Origin of the sequence: Pseudomonas sp. 008, from assembly GCF_016861935.1 — a bacterium.
Classification (GTDB): Bacteria; Pseudomonadota; Gammaproteobacteria; order Pseudomonadales; family Pseudomonadaceae; genus Aquipseudomonas.
In genome coordinates this window covers 55,063-75,559 of record NZ_BOMA01000014.1, presented here as the reverse complement: position 1 = coordinate 75,559, position 20,497 = coordinate 55,063, and the positions used below count along the sequence as shown (strand labels likewise).

Below are 20,497 nucleotides of genomic sequence, written 5' to 3'. Positions count from 1 at the left end.
CGTAGAACCAAAGTACTCGGTATATCAGAACAATTATGTTCTCTGGTTTCAGGGCCGCTTCGCGGCCCAACGGGGGCAAGCCCCCTCGCCACAGGGTCAGATCAGGCGACAGCAGTCTCGGCCGGTGAAACAATGCTGGTCTTGCCCCCACGGGACTTGCCGGAGCTCAAATATTCCGCAATCGATTCCTGAGTCACTTCCCCCAGAAACACCCGCTCCGCATCCATTACCGGCAGCCACGAGCGGTTGAACTCGTACATACGCGACAGCAGGATGCGCAAATGTTCGTCATACGCCGCGGTGGCGTTGAACTCGCGCCGGTATTGCGCGCAGGTGCCGGTCTGGCGATGCAGGTCGCGCCGACGCACATAGCCCAAGGCCTTGTTCTCGGCGCAGGTCACCACCACGTAGCGGCGGTCCAGTTCGTCCATCAAATCCAGCGCCTCGGCCACCGGGGTTTCCGGGCTCACCGATGGCGCGTTGTCCGCCGCATCTTCAGCCTTCACCAGCAGCAAGCGTTTGAGCGTGCTGTCCTGGCCGACGAAGTTGCTGACAAAATCGTCCGCCGGATGCGCGAGCAGGGTGTCCGGGTGGTCGATCTGCAACAGCTTGCCGGCGCGGAAGATCGCGATCTTGTCACCGAGCTTGATGGCTTCGTCGATGTCATGGCTGACCATGATCACGGTCTTGTTCAGCGCCCGTTGCATTTCGAAGAACTCGTTCTGGATCATCTCGCGGTTGATCGGGTCGACCGCGCCGAACGGTTCGTCCATCAACAACAGCGGCGCATCCGCCGCCAACGCACGAATCACACCGATCCGCTGTTGTTGGCCGCCGGACAATTCACGGGGGTAGCGAGTCAGGTATTGCTTGGGCTCAAGCTTGATCATGCTCATCAACTCGCGGGCGCGGTCGTGGCATTTCTGTTTGTCCCAGCCGAGCAGGCGCGGAACGATGGTGATGTTTTCCTCGATGGTCATGTTCGGAAACAGGCCGATTTGCTGGATCACATAACCGATGTTGCGGCGCAGGGTCACTTCGTCGAGGTCGGTGGTGTCTTCGCCGTTGATCAGGATCTTGCCCGAAGTCGGTTTGATCAACCGGTTGATCATTTTCAGCGTGGTGCTCTTGCCGCAGCCCGATGGCCCGAGGAACACACAGATCTCGCCTTCATTGACGGTCAGGCTTACCGAGTCCACGGCTTTCACATCTTTGCCGTTGCTTTGGAAGGTCTTGCTGAGGTTTTGAAGTTCGATCATTTCAAGAGTCCTTTTGGGGTCAGCGTGCGTTGCAGCCATTGCAGAAGCAGGTCGGCGAAGATGGCCAGGAGGCTGACCAGCACCGCGCCGACGATCAGCATCGACATGTCGCTGCGGCTGATGGAAGCGAGGATGAGTACACCGAGGCCACCGGCGCCGATGGTGGCGGCGATGGTCATCACGCCGATGTTCATCACTACGGCGGTGCGTACACCGGCGAGGATCACCGGCACGGCAATGGGCAGTTCGACCATGCGCAGGCGCTGGCCGAAGGTCATGCCGATACCGCGGGCAGCTTCGCGAATGCCGGGTTCCACGCCGGTCAGCGCCAGGTAGGTGTTACGCATGATCGGCAGCAGCGAATAGAGAAACACGGCGGTGATTGCCGGCATCGGGCCCAGGCCCTGGCCGAACCTGGAATAAAACGGCAGCAGCAGGCCGAACAGCGCAATCGACGGCACGGTCAGCAAAACCGTGGCGCTGGCTTGCAACGGGCCGGCCAATGTCGGGAAGCGGGTCATCAGGATGCCCAGCGGCACGCCGACCAGAATCGCCAGCGTTACCGCGATGCCAACCAGAGTGATGTGCTGCCAGGTCAGGTGCAGCACTAGCGGCCAATCGAGATGGGAAAAGGCGTTGAGAAATTCCATGTCTTTTTCTCCTCTGCCTTATTGAACAGACAGCAGTGGATGCTGGCGCAGGAAATCGGCGGCAACGGATGAAGGGCTTTCGTGATCGACATCGACCCGTGCGTTGAGCTGGCGCATGGTGGCGTCGTCGAACAGTTCGGCCAGTGGCTTGAGCTCTTCGGCGAGTTTCGGGTGGGCATCGAGGTAGGCCTGGCGTACCACTGGCGCGGCGGTGTAGTCGGGGAAGTAATGCTTGTCGTCTTCGAGCAACTTGAGTTTGAAGGCGTTCAAGCGACCGTCGGTGGTGTAGACCAGGCCGGCGAACACCTGGCCGTTGCGCAGGGCGGTGTAGACCAGTCCGGCATCCATCTGGCGAATGTTGTTGCGGGTCAGGTTCATGCCGTAGAGATCAACCATGCCGCCCAAACCGTCGGAACGATTGGCGAATTCGGTGTCCAGCGCGACGAGGTGATTAGTCTTCGCCTCGGCTTGCAACACCTCGTTCAACTGGCTGATGGTGTTGATCTGCGGGTAAGCCTTCGCGGTTTTTTCCGGCAGGGCCAAGGCGTAGGTGTTGCTGAATTTCGACGGAGTCAGCCAGACCAGGCCTTTTTTTCCGTCGAGTTCTTTCACCCGGGCGTAGGACTGCGCGCTGTCGAGTTTTTCAGTGACGTGGTTGTAAGCCACCAGCGAGACGCCGGTGTATTCCCAGAGCATGTCCAGTTGGCCGCTTTCGTGAGCACTGCGGGCCAGATTGCTGCCCAGGCCGCCGGTCACCTGGGTGTCGTAACCCTTGGTGCGCAGGTATTGGGAGGTGATTTCCGCGAGCAGGGTTTGTTCGGTGAACACCCGGGCGCCGATGCGGATCAGTGGTTTTTCAGTGGCTTGGGCGATTCCTGCGAACAGCAGAACGCAGCCTAGTAAAAAGCTACTGCCTTTTGTAAAAAGAGCTTTCATGAGAATTCCTTTGCAGGCTTAAGACGGGCGCAGGCCGCGTTCGAGCCAGAGGCGGCTGGCGAGTGTCACCAGACCGTCGAGCAGCAGGGCCAGCAGGGCGGTGCAGGCCGCGCCGAGCAGCAGTTGCGGCTGATTGTTCAGGGCGATACCGGGGAAAATCAGGCTGCCCAGACTGTTGGCGCCGATCAGGAACGCCAGCGGCGCGGTCCCGACGTTGATCGCCAGCGCCACGCGCACGCCACCGATGATGATTGGCACGGCATTCGGCAATTCGACCCGACACAGCACCTGAGTCGGGGTCATGCCGATGCCGACGGCGGCTTCCTTGAGCGAACCCTGGACGTTTTTCAGCCCTTCATAGGTGTTGCGCACGATCGGCAACAGCGAAGCCAGGAACAGAGCGAAGATCGCCGGGCCGCTGCCGATGCCGAGGATGCCCAGGGCGATGGCCAGTACGGCGAGCGGCGGCACGGTGTTGCCGATGTTGAAGATCTGCATGAAGCGTTCGGCGCGTCCCACCAGGGGCGGGCGGCTTAAAACGATGCCAGCGGGGATGCCCACAACGAGGGCGGCCAGCATGGAAGCGAGGACAAGAATCAGATGAGCTTGCAGGTAAAACAGCAAATCGTCGCGGTACTGTTCGATGGTGTTGATGCCAATCCAGTGGACCAGCAGGGCCAGAAGGGCGACGACAACCGCACCTCCTGTCAGCCCTTTGCCATAGCGGATAGCCACAGGCGGACTCCTTTTTTCAGTCGGCGAACGCAGTCCCGTGTGGCATGCCATTCCTGGCTGCCGGGAAAACAACGTTCGCGAGAAGCAGCTCTACATGCTGATAAAACCGCATGAAATCGAGCCATAAGCGCAGCCTCGTCAGGCTAACTTGCTGATTTTTCAGCCCCTGACGATGGGTCGTAACAGGGGAGTGGACGTCTCCAGCTTTTAAAAGGTTCCATAATCAGCAGCATTTAGCCACCCCGCATCTCGGTTTGCCCCTGTAGCAGCTGCCGAGCCTGCGAGGCTGCGTCCGGCGGCGCAGCCGTCGTCGAGTCGACGCACAGGGGCAGTCTGATGGACCGCAGAGGCTGGTTTTACGACGGCTTTGCCGCCGGACGCAGCCTCGCAGGTTCGGCAGCTGCCACACGGGTGAACGGTGGTCCGTAGATCACTTTTTAAGCTATACTCGCCGCCCTTTTTTGAATCACCGCCAGGCGATTTCCCATGACCAAACAGGCCGCCGAAGTCGCGAAACGCCGCACTTTCGCCATTATTTCCCACCCCGATGCCGGTAAGACCACCATCACCGAGAAGCTCTTGCTGATGGGCAAGGCGATTGCGGTTGCCGGCACGGTGAAATCTCGCAAGTCCGACCGCCATGCCACCTCCGACTGGATGGAAATGGAAAAACAACGGGGTATTTCCATTACCACGTCGGTCATGCAGTTCCCGTATCGCGACCACATGATCAACCTGCTCGACACCCCGGGCCACGAAGACTTCTCCGAAGATACTTACCGCACCCTGACTGCGGTGGACTCGGCATTGATGGTCCTCGACGGCGGTAAGGGTGTAGAACCACGGACCATCGCCCTGATGGACGTCTGCCGTCTGCGTGACACGCCGATCGTCAGCTTCATCAACAAACTTGACCGTGACATCCGCGACCCGATCGAACTGCTCGACGAAATCGAAGCGGTCCTGAAGATCAAGGCTGCGCCGATCACCTGGCCGATCGGTTGCTACCGCGACTTCAAGGGTGTTTATCACCTCGCCGACGACTACATCATCGTCTACACCGCCGGCCACGGTCATGAGCGCACCGAAACCAAAATCATCGAGAAGCTCGATTCCGATGAAGCGCGCGCGCATTTGGGTGACGAGTACGAGCGTTTCATCGAGCAGCTGGAACTGGTGCAGGGCGCCTGCCACGAATTCAATCAACAGGAATTCCTCGACGGCCAACTGACCCCGGTGTTCTTCGGTACCGCGCTGGGCAACTTCGGTGTCGATCACGTGCTCGACGCTGTGGTCGACTGGGCACCGCAACCACTGGCCCGTGTCGCCAACGAGCGCACCGTCGAGCCGGTGGAAGAGAAGTTCAGTGGTTTCGTGTTCAAGATCCAGGCGAACATGGACCCCAAACACCGCGACCGCATCGCCTTCATGCGCATTTGCTCCGGCAAGTACGAAAAAGGCATGAAGATGCGCCATGTGCGCACCGGCAAGGACGTGCGGATCGGCGACGCGCTGACCTTCTTCTCGTCCGAGCGTGAGCAACTGGAAGAAGCGTTCGCCGGCGACATCATCGGCCTGCACAACCACGGCACCATCCAGATCGGCGACACCTTCACCGAAGGCGAAGCCCTGGGTTTCACCGGCATCCCGCACTTCGCCCCGGAACTGTTCCGTCGCGTACGCCTGCGCGATCCACTGAAATCCAAGCAACTGCGTCAGGGCTTGCAGCAACTGGCCGAAGAAGGCGCCACCCAGGTGTTCTTCCCCGAGCGCAGCAACGACATCATTCTCGGCGCCGTCGGTGTGCTGCAGTTCGATGTGGTCGCCAGCCGCTTGAAAGAGGAATACAAGGTCGAGTGCTCCTACGAGCCGATCACCGTGTATTCCGCGCGCTGGATCGAGTCCGGCGACAAGAAGAAGCTTGAGGAATTCACCAACAAGGCCGTGGAAAACCTCGCCCTCGACGGCGGCGGTCACCTGACCTACCTGGCCCCGACCCGGGTCAACCTGGCGCTGATGGAAGAGCGTTGGCCGGACGTGAAATTCCGTGCGACGCGTGAGCATCACTAAGCGCTGAGTTACAAACCCCAAAGCCCCGATGCGCGAGTCTCGGGGCTTTTTATTGGCCGGGCTGTGTGCTGCACCGAAGCGACTCGGTTGTCCGGGCGCAACAGGGATCTTCCTTCCGGGCTCGGCGAGCCCGCATCACTTAGTTGATCTGGTTATAGGCATTATTCGAAACCAATCTCCCTTCTCACGGCATTTCCCGACCTTCGTTAGCGTCCTGTCTGGAGAATCGCGCTAAATTTCTCTCTGCGCCATTCCGGCACCCATGCTTCACCCAAGAAAGGATGGAATCGGCTATGAGCATTATTCAACGCATAGTGTTGCTGCTGAAGGTTTTGGTGATGCTATCCCTCGGCACGTCAGCGGCGTGGGCGGAGTGCACGAACCATGATGAGCAGGCCTGGAGCGGGCAAGGTGTGCACAGCGAGCTGATGCTCGCCGCATCGGAGTCGGGTAGCTCGGAGGATGACGACTCTACCACCGACGACCCAGACACTGATAATCCGGATGATGGCGACAGTCAGACGTAAGGCGTAAAGAGTAAAGAGTCTCCCTTCTTCCGCGCCTAAGGTTCAATCGAAGGAGGGGGACGACCACGTACTCAAATGAAAGGGCTTATGGCCCATCAGCACTGGCAAAATCCTTCGTTGCCAGAAATTCCTGTAAGCTTTTTTTCCTTGGATCGTAGTTCCAGTCCTCTTCTGTTTTTCTCGTTCTTTTTGCCCTCGACAATGAAAGCGCGTGCGACTAGTTTTAGGGGGGTGAGTCGCAAATAATGAGAGCAGTCGTACATTGCGTATTGATGCGAATTAGACTTGCGAAACCTTCAAAATCACCTGGCAATAGCAATGAATAGCCAGTGGGGCGAATTGAAAAATTAAATGTGCAGTGGTGTTTCTTGACGGCATAGAGCGGTGCGTGATATCAAAGCGCACGTTGAGACGATATGCGCAATGGATAGCTCATTTTTTTCAGGGTCTGATAAGCAATGGATTGCATAAGTGTTAAGAGTTTGTCGAAGACTTACCGAATCAAAGAGCGCTCTGAGGGGGCTTTCGGTTGGCTGACAAATCTTGTTTCTCCCCGGTCTTCCGAGAAGACTGCCGTTGACGATGTTTCATTTACCGTCGGTCAAGGTGAAGTAGTAGGATTTCTTGGTCCCAATGGTGCGGGGAAAACAACTACCCTGAAAATGCTTTCGGGCTTGCTCTATCCGACGGCTGGACAAATATCGGTATTGGGCTATACGCCTCAACTGCGTAATAAAGAATTCCTCAAATCAATTTCGCTGATCATGGGGCAGCGTCAGCAATTGATTTGGGATCTGCCGGCAATGGAAACATTTCGGCTGAATCAGAAGATATTTGAAATCCCCGATGAGCAGTTCAAACAGGTCTATGGCTATCTGGATGAATTGTTGCAAGTCTCCAAGCTGGTCAAGGCACCAGTGCGTACGCTCTCCCTTGGCGAGAAGATGAAGTGCGAGCTGGTTGCCTCGTTGCTTCATGACCCGAAAGTTTTATTTCTGGATGAGCCAACTATCGGGCTTGATGTGGGGGTCCAGAAAATAGTCCGCTCCTTCATTAAAGACTACAGTCGCGAGAGAAATGTAAGCGTACTTCTGACGTCGCATTACATGCAGGACATCGAAGCGTTATGTGAGCGGGTCATTGTCGTATCGGACGGCAGGGTTTCGTTTGACAATACCCTGGAGTCTTTGCGCAAACGTATGTCCAATCACCGCATTATCACGGTGGAACTGTCCGAAGCAGCCATGGCTTCGGCGCTCGGCAAATACGGGCTGGTCCGTTCCGGCGACGGCTTTGTGCATGAGCTCATGGTCCCGGCGTCGGACGTGGTTTCCGTCTGCTCGCGGGTGCTGGCGGAGCAGTCTGTGTTAGACATTTCCATCAGTGATCCGCCTATCGAAGAGGCCCTTCTGAAGCTGTTCATGGACTCACAGGCAGAAGCCGCTATGCGGGCTGAGGGTGCGTCCGGGAAGTGCGTCGCATGAGCCGGTTCGTAATGAAAGTCGCGGGCGTTGCCCGTACAGCCATTCGCCGTAAAGTTGCACATCGCGCGGAGCTGTTCGTACTGGTGCTGGCCTCGTTAGTACCGTTATTTATGATGATTATCTGGATGGGTATCGCGAAGGATGCCGCGCTGGATGGTTTTACTCCCGCCAAGTTTGCTGCTTACTTTGCACTTGTTTTCCTGGTCGGTGAAATAGTGTCAAGCACGGCGGCAGAAGAGGTCGAGAGTGATATTCACTCGGGTGATATCGGAAGCTTTCTTTTAAAACCATTCAATATTGGTCTCTACTACTTTTTGAGTGAGCTCGCTTCCGCGCTTGTCAGAGTGATTCCAATATTTTTCCTGGTGGCCGGGGTCTTCGTTTTTTCGGAGGCGGGTTCCTATTTGAATATGGCTTACCTGCTTCCTGCCTTACTGGGAGTTATCCTGGGTTTTGCAATCAACTATTTACTCTATTTCATTGGCGGGCTTGCGGCATTCTGGTCGGATCAGGCAAGTGCGTTCGATTTGGTGTTGACCTATATGCTGACTTTGTTTGGCGGAGTTCTGGCGCCGTTGTCACTTTATCCCGGGTGGATGCAATCGATTCTGGAGTGGTCACCGTTTCCCTATATTATTAACTTTCCTATTCGAATCATTATGGGTGAGCTGAATGCCGAACAATTAATGAGCGGGCTATTGTTTCAGATTGTTCTGGTGGTCGCTCTGTCCCTGTTGGCCCGTTTTATTTGGGCTGCGGGTATCAAGCGCTATTCGGTATTCGGCTAATGAAAACGGTAAGCGCTGTTAGAGCGCTCTTGTTAGCCAGGCTGAAAGCAAACTTGAAAGATCGCGTGCCGGTATTTGTAAGTCTGTTGAATACAGCTCTTCTTGGTTTGTCTGTCTATGTAGTGGTCGAGATATTTTTTGGTAATGTCGACAAAATTGGCGGGTGGAACAAAGAACAGTCAATCGTACTGTACGGCGCGTTCATCTTGATTCGATCTTTTGTACAAATGGTTGTCTTGCCCAACTGTGAGGCCGCCTCACGGTTAATTATCAGTAAGTCCATCGATACCTATTTATCAAAGCCAATTGATATCCAAACCATTCTGGCCTTTGGGCAGTTGCGTCTTTGGCATGTTTTCGGCGTGTTGCTGGGATTGGGGTTGATGCTTGGCGGCAGTTATGCACAAGGACAACTGACTGCGAAGACGCTGGGGGCTTTCTGCATTTTCATAACGCTGGCCTGTGCGTTGGTCTATGCGGTCTGGTTCAGCATCGCGAGCCTGGCATTCTGGACGAAGAAAACCAGCAACGTTTCTCATCTGCTGTTCATGTTCCTGACCACCGGACGTTTTCCATCCGGTGCTTACCCGGAGTGGATTCAGGTGGTGATCATGACGGTGGTGCCTGTCTTTTTCATCATGGAAGTGCCCGCGCAATCCGCGATGGGGATGACCACGGGCGGTTCCTTGCTGGGGGCGTTGCTGGCGACTGTCGGATTCGCGTTGTTGTCTCGATTACTTTGGCATTTGGGGGTGAAGAAATACCTTCGGGAAGGATCCTGAAAGACACAAACACCGAAATTTAAACCATAAGACATGGATGATATGGAAAATTTTCTGGATTTATTCACCGATCAAGTTCGGCGGTTTCCCCACGCCACCGCAGCCTCCGATGGCCATGACCGCCTGAGCTATCGCGAACTTGATCAGATCTCTGACAGCTTTGCCCGCAAGCTCAATGCGGCCTCGGTGGCACGCGGCGATATCGTAGCCATTGGGCTGGAACGTGGGCTGGGGTTCCTGGTATCGATGATCGGCCTTTTCAAGGTCGGGGCTGCCTATCTGCCACTCGATCGCACACTTCCGCGGGACCGACGCGCTTACATGCTCGAGCAATGCGGTTGCAAGTGGTTGATCGCCGAGGAAGACACGCAGACGCTGTTCGACGGCGTTGGTCTGTTGGTGATGCCGGAGCGGTTTGAGGGTATGACGGGCGGTACAACCTTTGAACGGTGCGCCCTGACAGACGATAGCCTCGCTTATGTCATCTTCACCTCGGGTTCGACCGGGATGCCCAAGGGCGCGATGGTCCATCATGGGGGCATGGTCAATCATCTGCTGGCCAAAGTTGATGATCTGGGGATGTACAAGGCGCCCAATGTCGCGCAAACGGCGCCACAGAGTTTCGATATTTCTGTATGGCAATTTCTCGCTCCGCTGATCTGCGCAGGGCGGACAGCTATCCTGACTCGATCAGAGTTTCTGGACCTGGATCGTCTGGGTGCGCGAATCGTGCAGGACGAGATTGATATCTTGCAGGTAGTGCCCAGCCATCTGTTGGCCATTCTCGATGCAATCATCGTGGACGCGGACAATGCACGTTTTGATCGGTTGACCTGCCTGGTCGCCACGGGCGAAGTGCTTCCGGTTTCCCTGGCTCGCCGATGGTTGTCGACAAAACCCCATGTTCCCTTGATCAACGCCTATGGCCCGACCGAGTGCAGTGACGATGTCACACATCAAGTCATAACCGAGATGCCCTCAGCCGATCAGGCCATTCCCATTGGTCGCGCTGTTCGTGGGGTTAACCTGACCGTGCGCGATACCGATCTGGTGGAGCTGCCCGTCGGTGAAGTGGGGGAGCTTTACGTCGAAGGGGTTGCGGTGGGGCTGGGTTACATCGGTCGCCCGGACCTGACTCTCAAGGCATTTGTCACTGTCGACGGGCGGCGAGCATACAAAACCGGCGATCTGGTTAGTTGTGACAGTGAGGGTGTTTATCACTACCACGGTCGGACCGATGATCAAGTCAAGGTACGTGGTCACCGTATCGAGTTGAGTGAGGTCGAGTTCGGCATCCTGCGGCTTGTACAGATCAAACAGGCTGCGGTCGTACTCAACACGTCCAACACGCGCGCCTTTCTCACGGCGTTCATAGTGGAGCAGGAGGGCGCCGAGACTGACCTCGAAAGCCTGCGACTCCAACTGCGTGATCACTTGCCGGAGCATATGATCCCGTCCGAGTTTCGTATTCAGTCGTCTCTGCCTGAGACACCCAACGGCAAGATTGACAAGAAAAAACTCACGGCCATCGCCAATGAAACGTCACTGTCTGCCGGTACGCCAGGCGCTGGCGCGGGGACAGCAAAGGGCGGTCAGGATTTTCTTGAGATGTGGCGTGATCTACTCCGCAATCCGGCTTTGCAACCCACGGATGATTTTTTCAGGCAGGGTGCCGATTCCATTCTCGCTTTGCAGTTTATTGCGCGGGCAAAGACCTTGGGGCATGCCTTCACTCTCGGGGATGTTTTTCGTAACCCGACCACGTTGGGACTGCTCAAGGTCTCCCGCACAAAAAGTGCCGTGGCAAATACGCAGAGCACCACAAGCGCAAAAGACCAGTCGCTGCCAGGACGTGAACCGCTGGCGGACGACTCGTTATCTTTTTTGCCGATGTCACCCGCTCAAAGGGGAATTTTTGTTCAGTCCCTACGCTCGCGGCATCGCAACACTTACATCCTTCAGTATTCGTTCCGCATGACGATGCCGGATGATGGTGTGGCGTTCGAAGCGGGTTGGCGCAAGGCGCATGAGCGCCACGAACTGTTGCGCAGTGCATTCATTCTCGACTCGTCAAGCCAGCCGGTCCGGGTAGTTGCCGAAAATGCTCCGTTGAGGTGGATGAGAACCGATCTTTCGCACCTGAACGACGGGCAGCAACGAACTTTTCTGGAAACGTTTCTTCACGAGGATAAGCAGGCGGGTTTCGTTCTGGAGCAGTCAGCACTCTATCGATTGCACCTGTTCCACCTGGGACGCTCCGATTATCAGTTCGTCTTGAGTGCACACCATCTGATTGTTGATGGCGCGTCGATCTTTCCACTGATGACCGAAGTTTTCGGAGGACGGCCTGCTCCGCACGATGTGTATTCAACCTACATCGCCGGCCAGGAAAAATTTCGCCTGGAGACGCCAGACCAATTGCTCTGGGCCGAGCTCCTCGAGCCTTTTGAGTTTCCAGTCTGTGTATCCGACAGTTCGGGTGAGCCCACCCTGTCTTCGGTGCAGCATGCGTGTCTGCAGAAGCGCCTTCCCGCTGACCTCGAACAAGCTATCGGGGGTATTTGCGTTCGCGCCGGGATCACGATCTCCGCTGTCGCGGCCACGGCCTGGGCCATGGCGCTGAATGCCGTATGCGGTGGGCAACATCAGTTGTTCGGCATGATCGTATCGGGGAGGGCGGAGACAGGCGTCGGGCTGGATGATTTCGGCATGTATGCCAATACGCTGCCGATTCCCGTTGCGCTATATCCGTCTGAGCGACCTGATGTCAGCCTGCAGGAAGTCAGCCGACGCATTGCCGAGTTGTTGCGATTCGAATCGGTATCGATGAATGAGGCGCTTGTCAGCACCCGTTCGCGTTTTGCCAACGAGGCTTTTGATACGGTTCTGAACGTCGAGACACTCGCGGATTGGGCTTCGCTTGAAAGCGCCGGTAACAGCGTAGAGCTCACTCACGTGACGGACCTCACCGAGTTTCCGTTTGCCGTCGAGGTACTCAGCAGTAGCGATGCTATCACCGTGGATTTCATCTGGGATCCTGAGCGCGTCTCCCAAGAGCGAGCAGCCGGGTTGTCCGAGCAGTTCCTGAGCGCGCTGGCCTACATCTGCGATGCCAATGGCCCGCTGCAAGCGTGGCAAAGCTGGAACGGTGTGCCGACGGGCGTGAGCGGAACAGACATTACGAAAAATCCGCCAGTGTTGCCTTCGATGCATTCATCCTTTGACACCGTTGTTCTTGCTGTCGCGCGCGAGATCTTGGGTGATGACACGTTGGCGCTGCACCATAACTTCTTTTCCTCGGGTGGGGATTCGATCAGCGCGCTTCAATTGATCGCGCGCCTGAGACGGGACGCCATGGAGATTGACCTTGATCGCATCTTTGCCAGTCGATCAATCTCTGAAATTGCCCTCGCTGTGCGGTATCTGGACAGCACCGTCTGCGGAAAAAGCTATCCGCCAATCGGCCCGACTTCTCTGGTGCCTGTGCAGCGATGGTTCGCGCAACAGTCACTGGTGAATGCGGACCATTGGTGCCTGGGGACGGCCATCGAGATCCACCGGCCTGTCCCGGCGGATGCCCTGGTCCTGGCGACTAAAAAAATACTCGAGCACTATCCGGTACTGAGTGCACAGTTCAAAGTCGGCGCCGAAGGCTATTCCCAGACCATTCCTGCTCGGCCTGTCGATGGGCAGATGAGCTGCAGGATCGTGCAGTTGAACGGTCCGATCGATCAAGCACTGGATGACATCCGGGACATGCTGAGCGGCTTCCAGGAAAGCCTGGATCTGGCCGGGGGCGATCTGTTTCGCGTGGTGCTCTTCCGTACCCCGGATACCGACGCCGATCTCTTGGTGATGCTGGCCCACCACCTCGTGGTGGATGCTGTGTCCCTGCGTGTTCTGGTCGAGGATTTTCTGCGCTTGTGTGCAGGTACCACCATTGCTGCGGAAGTCACACCGTTTCGCAGTTGGGCACAGCAGCTTACGAGCGATGGGCACGCCTTCAAGAGCGATGTTCTATCGCAGACGGCTTACTGGTCAAAGGTGGTCGACAGGATTCCCGCATCGGTGCCTTTTGGCCCGGACAGGCAACCGTCAAGGCGCGCCAGAATAGTCTCCAGGGGGTTGAGTGTTGCCCAGACCACCGCGTTGGTGCGTGATGTACCGGCGGCCTATAACACTCGCATCAACGACATCCTGATTTCAGCGCTGGTACGGGCTTTTTCTGGCTGGCGGGGGAAAAACGAGATCGCCATCAACCTCGAAGGGCATGGGCGTGAGAACGTCCTGGATGGCGTTGATATATCCCGTACGGTGGGTTGGTTTACTTCAGTATTCCCTGTCTGTCTTCAGGATCCTCAGGGTGGCTTGGCCAATTTGATCCAGCAGACAAAGCGTACGCTGGCGGATATCCCGCAACGGGGTATTGGCTATGGATTGCTGCGTTATCTGTTCAATGTGTCCGCGGTTATTCCGGACGCCGAACCGATGGTGCAGTTCAACTATCTGGGGCAATGGGACAACGTGTCATTTGATGACCCGGATGTGTCGATGCCATCTGCCCAGATCCTGAGTCTTGTCGACCAGGTGTCGGTTGATCCGCGTAATGGACGTCAGCACGCGCTTGAAATTGAAGCGCGCATTGCCCAAGGACGTTTCGAGATCGACTGGTACTTCGACGACGCCATCCTGTCTTCACGGGAGGCGGAGGATATTGCGACACGCTACTGCGCAGCACTGGGCGAGATCATTGCTCACTGTTCCTGCGCAACCCTGGTGCGCGTGCCATCCGACTACCCGGACGCCGATCTGACCGACGATGAGCTGCGGGCTCTGATCAACAAGGCGGGAGCCGTACCCGCGGATATCTACCCTTTGTCCCCGACACAAAAGGGAATCCTGTTTCAGCACTTGATGAGCGATGACGATACTTACATCCTGCAATATGTCCTGGACATCAATGGCGAGATCGACATCAGTGTGCTGGAGGACGCATGGCGTTTGATGGCTGAACGTCACCCTGTCCTGCGCAGCGGATTCTACTGGGACGCGGTGGCCGGGCCGGTGCAGTATGTTTCGCAAGAGCAACGATGCACCTGGTCGGTCGTGGCGGGCGGTGATGATCCGATGTTGTTCGAGCGCGTGATGGAAAACGACCGCTCCCACGGATTCGATCTTGAAACACCTGCGCTGACACGCTTCACGTTGCTGTCCCATGGCCCGCATGTACACAAGCTGATCTGGACGTACCATCACATTCTGCTGGATGGCTGGTGCGTGGCCAGAGTCATCAGAGAACTCTTTGACCTCTATGATCATCTGATCCGCGGAGATCAGCCAGCCCCGGCATTCGGCCGGGTCTATCGCGACTACATCGAGTGGCTGGCTCATCAGGAGGCGCGAGAAAACCGTCCGTTCTGGGGCAACTATCTGTCGGGCATCAGCCCCTGTGTCTTCACCAGCCCGGTTGCTTACGAGCCCGTCTCACACGCAGATCATAGTGTCTATCGTTTTACGCTGGGTCATGACCTGTCGCGCTCCATCGAGAAGTTCTGTGTGGACCATGGCGTGACCGTTGCCGTTGTCTTTCAACGCATGTGGGCTCAGATCCTTGCGCAAAACACAGGCAACGACACACCTGTTTTCGGCTGGGCAATATCGGGAAGGCCTGCCGACCTTGATGGAGCTGAAGACATCATTGGTCTGATGACTTCAATCGTGCCTTGCAAGGTTGACGTGGCTGGCGCATCGACTGTGTCGGGCGTTCGGGAGTTACAGCGTCGCAACGCAGTTCTTCAGGACGAAGGACATGTCTCCATGAGCCATTTCAAGAGTGTCTCGGGATTAGGTCAGGAAGAGGAGCTTTTCAACACCGTTCTGGTGATCGAGAACTTCGAACTTCAGGACAACCTGCCGGCCGGCGATCGCTACCGTCTCAGCAATCTGCAATGGATCGAGCGTTCGGAGTTTCCTCTGGTTCTCGGTCTGGTTCCGGCAGAAGATTTTTTGATCGAACTCAACTTTAACCGCGAAAAGTTCTGCATAGCGCAAATGGCCGATCTTCAAGAAAGGATTGTTCTTGAACTGGCTCAACTGTCCTCTCTTGGAAATGGAAACCTTGAGCATGATGCAAGTTTACAGTGCGAATCAATTTCATAAGCTGGATAACTTTATTGGTGATGTGCCGGTATACCTGAAGATCGAAGGATTGAATCCTGCCGGCTCCATAAAGCTCAAGACAGCCATCTCGTTGATCGATGAAAGTGAAAGGTTGGGGCATCTTTCTCCCGGGCGTAAAGTCATCGAGTCCAGCTCGGGGAACCTAGGTGTTGCGCTGTCGATAATCTGTGCGCAACGAGGCTATCCGTTCACCTGCGTAACTGACCCTAATGTCAATCAGGTCAGCATCAACCTGATGAAAGCGTATGGCGCGGAGGTGATTGTCTGTGACACCCGTGACGGCAATGGTGGTTTCCTCGGGGCGCGTATTGCTTTGATTCAGGAAATGATTCGTAAGGACCCGAGATATTTCTGGACCAACCAGTATGCGAATCCGGCCAACCCCCTGGCGCATTACAACCGCACCGCGCCCGAAATACTTCAGCAGCACCCGAACTGCAAATGGCTGTTTGTCGGTGCTGGTACGACCGGAACCCTCATAGGTTGTGCGCGTTATCTGCGAGACAAGGCTCCAGGCGTGAAACTGATCGCCGTCGATACCGTTGGCTCGATCAACTTTCAGGAAGTGGCAAAGAAACGGCTGATTCCTGGTCTGGGGACGAGCCGGCGCCCCGAGATTCTCGACCGTGACTTGATCGAGCATATTGAGTTTATCGACGAAGTCGAGACGATCCGCATGTGCCGCAGCATTGCGCTGGACTATGGCCTGCTTGTCGGTGGCTCCACGGGGACCGTGCTGGCCGCAGTAAAACGCTTGCGGAATCAAATTCCAGCGGGTGACGAAGTGGTCGTGATCAGCCCCGATATGGGGGAGCGCTATCTCGAGACGATCTATTCGGACAAATGGTGTGATGCCAACTTTGGCAGCCAGTTGTACCAGCACGCTCTGGTTGGCTGATGTGTATTGGCTGTGCCAGACGCTCTTCTCTTTGATTGGAAGGAACCTATCTTGTCAGAACTTCTATTCCCTCCCGACAGTACTACCGAGACGCAGGTCTTTCTCGATCTGTGGCGCCAATCCAGTCATGACTACAGGAATGCACCTGCGATAGACAGTGGCGGAATCCTTTATAGCTATGTGGACATTGACGCGCAAAGCAACCAGGTTGCGGCTTACCTGGTTCAAAACGGCATCGGTGCCGGCGCAATTGTTGCTGTGGGCTGTCCGCGGGGCAAAGACCTTCTCGTTGCCATGCTGGGGGTCATGAAGAGTGGTGCGACCTTTTTCCTGTTTGAGCTGGATGCCGCCCCCGCTCGGCTGTCTGTGCAGTTTGAAATGGCCAGGCCAGTCCGGGTTCTGGTATCGGACGCAGATGCTTTGACGGCTAACGCCGTGTTCGCCGGTGTGGATGTGGTCACGCTTGGCAAGGTTCTGGGATCTGCGCAACCTTTGCACTTCTCAGCGCCCGGAGTATCCCCTGACGATCTTGCCTATATCATCTTTACCTCCGGCTCGACCGGGCAACCCAAAGGGGTTCTGGTGCCCCACCGGGGCATTCCGAATCTGGCGCGTCATGCGCTGACCTACGGAATCTCGAAAGGCAGTCGGGTACTGATGTTTTCCCCAGTCTGCTTTGACGCGATTATCGCCGAAATCGCGATGACTCTGTTTGCGGGCGGTTGCCTGGTGGCTGTGGCGGATCATGAACTTCGGGATTTTGACAGTCTTCAGAACCTGCTGTGCCACCGTCAAATTGACGTAGTCACACTGCCTCCTTCATTGGTGTCGCTGTTGCCGATCGATCTTCCAATCAGCCTGTCGACGTTGGTGGTTGCGGGTGAACGATGCAGCAAGGAAGTGATTGCCAACTGGGCAAGCAAAACCCGGTTGCTCAATGCTTACGGCCCTTCCGAGGCAACGGTCGCGACAACCGTGAAATTGTGTTGCGCCGAGACCTCGCCGGCCAATATTGGTCGGGCACTCTCCAATGTGACAGTGCATATCCTGAACGAGCAGATGGAGGAAGCTGGCGACGGGGAAGTGGGTGAAATCTATATTTCGGGGGGGAGTGTTGCTCGCGGCTATCTGGGGCTTGCGGACTTGAGCGAAGCTCGTTTTGTCGGGGGGCTGGAGGGTGTGCCCGGGCGTGCTTTTCGAACGGGTGATTTCGCCAGGCGCAATGCCGATGGAGACATCCTGTTCGAAGGACGCAAGGACGACCTGGTCAAGATAAACGGTAACCGGGTCGAGCTTGCCGAAATTGAAGCTTGTGCCATGGCTTCATCGCTTGTTCAAAGTTGCCATGCCTGCAGCGCCGACGCTGGTGCATCGGGGGTGAGAATCGCGCTTTTTGTCGTGCCTTCAATCGAGACAGAGGCCGTCGCGATTGAATCTGCCCTGAGAGAAAAGATCGCCCGTGACCTTCCCAATTACTTCATGCCTGCCCGCATCCTTGTGCTTGATGAGCTGCCTCGAAATCCGGCGGGCAAGATCGATAGAACCGCGCTGGTGGCCCAATTGGATGCCCGGCAGGAAAGTACCGCACCTGCGGGCGCAATGACCCGCCAGGAGGAAACACTGGCGCTGATCTGGGCGCAGATTCTGGGCCGACCGGTTGAAGACCGTGAAGCGAATTTTTTTGCACTCGGCGGGAATTCCCTTTTGGCGATGCGGCTTGTCGCGCTCATGAAGCGCCACAACATCCAGATTCCTCTGAAACGTGTGTTTGGTGCGCCTACCTTGTCGCAAATGGCTTGTCTGATAGGGGAATGAAAGATGGCGGGCAAAGGACTGAACCCATATCAACAATATTACTGGAACGCGTCGAGCGCTTACGATCTCCCCGAGACCGCTTGCGTGAGCATTGGCTTTGTCCTTGAGGGGGCGGTAAACATCCCCTTGTTCAGTCGTGCGGTTGATGCAGTGGTCAATCGTCACGAGCAGCTAAGGTCGAATTTCCGGGAAACTGCGGAGGGCGTGCGACGCTTTCCTCAAGCCGCTGCACACAATGTACTACAGGTGGGGAGCGAACCGTTCGAGATGTATCGGCTTGATGCGAGCATTGAGGCGTTGTGCCAGGTCCCGCTTGATCTGAAAGTCGATATACCTTTCAGGGCTTATTTGAATCCCATTGATCATGAGCGATATCTGCTGGCCCTGATTATTCACCACATCGTGGTCGACTCATGGTCGCTGGAAGTGATCCTGGATGACCTGGCGACTGCCTACAATCGAGCGATGTCCGGAGCCGGGGAACCGTTGCTTTCTCCCCTGACCTTCGACTACGAAATCCTTGCACAGCCTTTGGAGCCAGATGAGCGTCAAAGACAAGCGCAGTTCTGGCGGGACTACCTGAAGGGCGCAAAAATCCCGGCCATTCCAGGCTTGGGCGTCGGGGAGAGCGCACAAGCGAAATCGACATTCGATGTGATCACTCCCCCACAAGAGGTTCACAAGGCGATCAATCAGCTTTGCAATGCATTGGATGTAACGCCCTTTGTGGTTTACACCGCTGCTGCGTCTATCGCACTGGCCCGGTTTTGCGCCTCGGATGACCTGTTGATCCAGACCAATGTGACGCCACGCTGGATGGAAGGCACACAAACAGTCGTTTCGTATTTGTCTGCACGGATTCCACTGCGGGTACATATCGACTCAACGCTGGCGCTGCAGACTCATATCTTGAATGTGGCGGACTCCCTCTACGAGACCTTTGAGAACGTCAGTCTGTCCATCGGCGAAATGATGGCCGAGTCCGAGATCAAGCAAAGCTTACCCATCCATATCGGCGCTGAAAGTCCATTTGAAAGCTGGCATCTGGAAAACGTTGCCGTGTCCCAGGTCCAGTTACCGGACTATCAGCCCTGGCCCCTGTTCTTGTGGGTTCCTGTCTCAAGTGAACATTCGTTTGTCAAGTTGCAGTATCAGGCCGACAGGATTTCCGCTGAAGACATGCTGACGCTGAAGCATCTGCTGAACGAAACGTTAGAGCGATTCAGGCTCCTGAGTGAGGGGGAAAGCTCCAGTGAACCCGACGCTTTCAGCCACGCCACTATTAAATAAGTCTCTCCATGGAAGGTTCGTAGAATGTCATCCCATCCCTTGACCATTGTTTCCGGTTCTCAAATTGCCACGTTAATGCCTTCGTTGCGCAGGGATATCCTGAAGCTGGTTGAAACGACCTATCTGCAACACGATGCCGGTCTGACCAACAATCCCGACAGCTATTTTCTGCGATTTGCCGATCGTCAGTCGGATCGGATCATTGCCCTGCCGGCAGCCATTTCCAACGACTCACCCATTTCCGGCATCAAGTGGATCGCCAGTTATCCAAAGAACATTGAGCGCAATCTGCAGCGGGCTTCCGCTGTGCTGTTGTTGAATGATTACGAAACGGGGTATCCGGTAGCGTGCCTGGAAGCCTCGCAAATCAGTGCAGCCCGGACCGCGGCTTCTGCGGTCGTCGCGGCCAGGGCTCTGACGGCTGATCCCAAGGCGCCTGTAAAGATCACATTTGTGGGGGCGGGCGTTATTTCGCGGGCGATCTTCGACTTCTTCAAGGCTGACGGCTGGACGTTCGAGCAGATCACCGTGTGCGATCTTGATGCAGGGTCGGCCAATGAGCTTTGTCGCCATGTTCAGGCGGATGGTTGCCAGAACGTCCGGTTTGTCGAAGATGTGAAATCCGCAATCAACTCGGCCGAAATTGTTGTTTTCGCCACCAATGCGGGTGAACCCTATGTTTCGGGCGGCGATGTCTTTGCGCCGGGGCAGATCATTCTGAATGTCTCGCTGCGTGATATCAGTCCCGACATTATCTGGCAGGCCTTCAACATATTTGACGATGTTGAACACTGCATGAAAGCCAATACATCACCTCATCTGGCCGAGCAGAAGTACGGTGATCGTTCGTTTGTAAATGGAACACTCGCCAGCGTTCTGACCCATCCGGAACAGATCGATCGTTCGCGCCCATTGATTTTTTCACCTTTCGGGCTGGGTGTTCTGGATCTCGTGGTGGGCAAGTTGTTCGTCGAAAGGTGTCTGGAAACGGGGGGCTATACCAACATCCCAGACTTCATTCCCGATACGCGGCGTTGGGTGGCTTCCAACGGCTGAGTAATCACTCGCAGGGTCAGCGAGCCT

At 56.0% G+C, this 20,497-nt stretch carries 14 protein-coding genes; 10 read left to right on the top strand and 4 right to left on the bottom strand.

Annotation, left to right across the window (positions count from 1 at the left end; genetic code table 11):
* Positions 1–101: 101 nt before the first annotated feature.
* From JUI81_RS24785 to JUI81_RS24770, 4 genes are read right to left on the bottom strand one after another with little or no spacing between them, the layout of a single operon-like run.
* Positions 102–1,259 carry a betaine/proline/choline family ABC transporter ATP-binding protein gene (locus JUI81_RS24785; RefSeq protein ID WP_204125240.1) on the bottom strand — a complete coding sequence of 386 codons (1,158 nt, stop codon included), beginning with the start codon at positions 1,257–1,259 and terminating at the stop codon, positions 102–104.
* Positions 1,256–1,909, bottom strand: coding sequence for an ABC transporter permease (locus tag JUI81_RS24780; protein WP_018929509.1), 654 nt, complete (start codon positions 1,907–1,909; stop codon positions 1,256–1,258). Before JUI81_RS24780 ends, JUI81_RS24785 begins: the two co-directional genes overlap by 4 nt.
* An 18-nt stretch (positions 1,910–1,927) precedes the next feature.
* Complete coding sequence (locus JUI81_RS24775) at positions 1,928–2,845, bottom strand: glycine betaine ABC transporter substrate-binding protein (RefSeq protein WP_204125239.1); 918 nt, start codon at positions 2,843–2,845, stop codon at positions 1,928–1,930.
* A gap of 18 nt (positions 2,846–2,863) precedes the next feature.
* On the bottom strand, positions 2,864–3,580 hold the full coding sequence (locus JUI81_RS24770; protein ID WP_086946000.1) for an ABC transporter permease: 717 nt from the start codon (positions 3,578–3,580) through the stop codon (positions 2,864–2,866).
* Positions 3,581–4,066: 486 nt separating this feature from the next.
* Between JUI81_RS24770 and JUI81_RS24765 the strand changes: the two genes are divergently transcribed.
* The 10 genes from JUI81_RS24765 (at position 4,067) to sbnB (ending at position 20,470) form a co-directional block, all read left to right on the top strand.
* The gene (locus JUI81_RS24765; protein ID WP_018929512.1) at positions 4,067–5,650 is read left to right on the top strand and encodes a peptide chain release factor 3; all 1,584 of its coding nucleotides are present in this window, start codon (positions 4,067–4,069) and stop codon (positions 5,648–5,650) included.
* Between the two features lie 293 nt (positions 5,651–5,943).
* Entirely contained in the window at positions 5,944–6,177 is a 234-nt protein-coding gene (locus JUI81_RS24760) for a hypothetical protein (protein WP_028939897.1), read from the top strand.
* A gap of 482 nt (positions 6,178–6,659) precedes the next feature.
* Positions 6,660–7,661: an ATP-binding cassette domain-containing protein gene (locus tag JUI81_RS24755; RefSeq protein ID WP_231508968.1), complete on the top strand. Its 1,002-nt coding sequence runs from the start codon at positions 6,660–6,662 to the stop codon at positions 7,659–7,661.
* On the top strand, positions 7,658–8,449 hold the full coding sequence (locus JUI81_RS24750; protein ID WP_204125238.1) for an ABC-2 family transporter protein: 792 nt from the start codon (positions 7,658–7,660) through the stop codon (positions 8,447–8,449). The genes JUI81_RS24755 and JUI81_RS24750 overlap by 4 nt, the downstream gene beginning before the upstream one ends.
* Positions 8,449–9,231, top strand: coding sequence for an ABC transporter permease (locus JUI81_RS24745; RefSeq protein ID WP_204125237.1), 783 nt, complete (start codon positions 8,449–8,451; stop codon positions 9,229–9,231). The genes JUI81_RS24750 and JUI81_RS24745 overlap by 1 nt, the downstream gene beginning before the upstream one ends.
* 42 nt (positions 9,232–9,273) lie before the next feature.
* Complete coding sequence (locus tag JUI81_RS24740) at positions 9,274–15,390, top strand: non-ribosomal peptide synthetase (RefSeq protein WP_204125236.1); 6,117 nt, start codon at positions 9,274–9,276, stop codon at positions 15,388–15,390.
* Positions 15,356–16,309, top strand: a complete 954-nt coding sequence (gene sbnA / locus JUI81_RS24735; protein ID WP_028939892.1) for a 2,3-diaminopropionate biosynthesis protein SbnA — start codon at positions 15,356–15,358, stop codon at positions 16,307–16,309. Before JUI81_RS24740 ends, sbnA begins: the two co-directional genes overlap by 35 nt.
* A gap of 51 nt (positions 16,310–16,360) precedes the next feature.
* On the top strand, positions 16,361–18,124 hold the full coding sequence (locus JUI81_RS24730; protein WP_028939891.1) for a non-ribosomal peptide synthetase: 1,764 nt from the start codon (positions 16,361–16,363) through the stop codon (positions 18,122–18,124).
* Between the two features lie 3 nt (positions 18,125–18,127).
* Complete coding sequence (locus JUI81_RS24725; RefSeq protein ID WP_204125235.1) at positions 18,128–19,414, top strand: condensation domain-containing protein; 1,287 nt, start codon at positions 18,128–18,130, stop codon at positions 19,412–19,414.
* Positions 19,415–19,438: 24 nt separating this feature from the next.
* Complete coding sequence (gene sbnB / locus JUI81_RS24720) at positions 19,439–20,470, top strand: 2,3-diaminopropionate biosynthesis protein SbnB (protein WP_028939889.1); 1,032 nt, start codon at positions 19,439–19,441, stop codon at positions 20,468–20,470.
* Positions 20,471–20,497 lie beyond the last annotated feature (27 nt).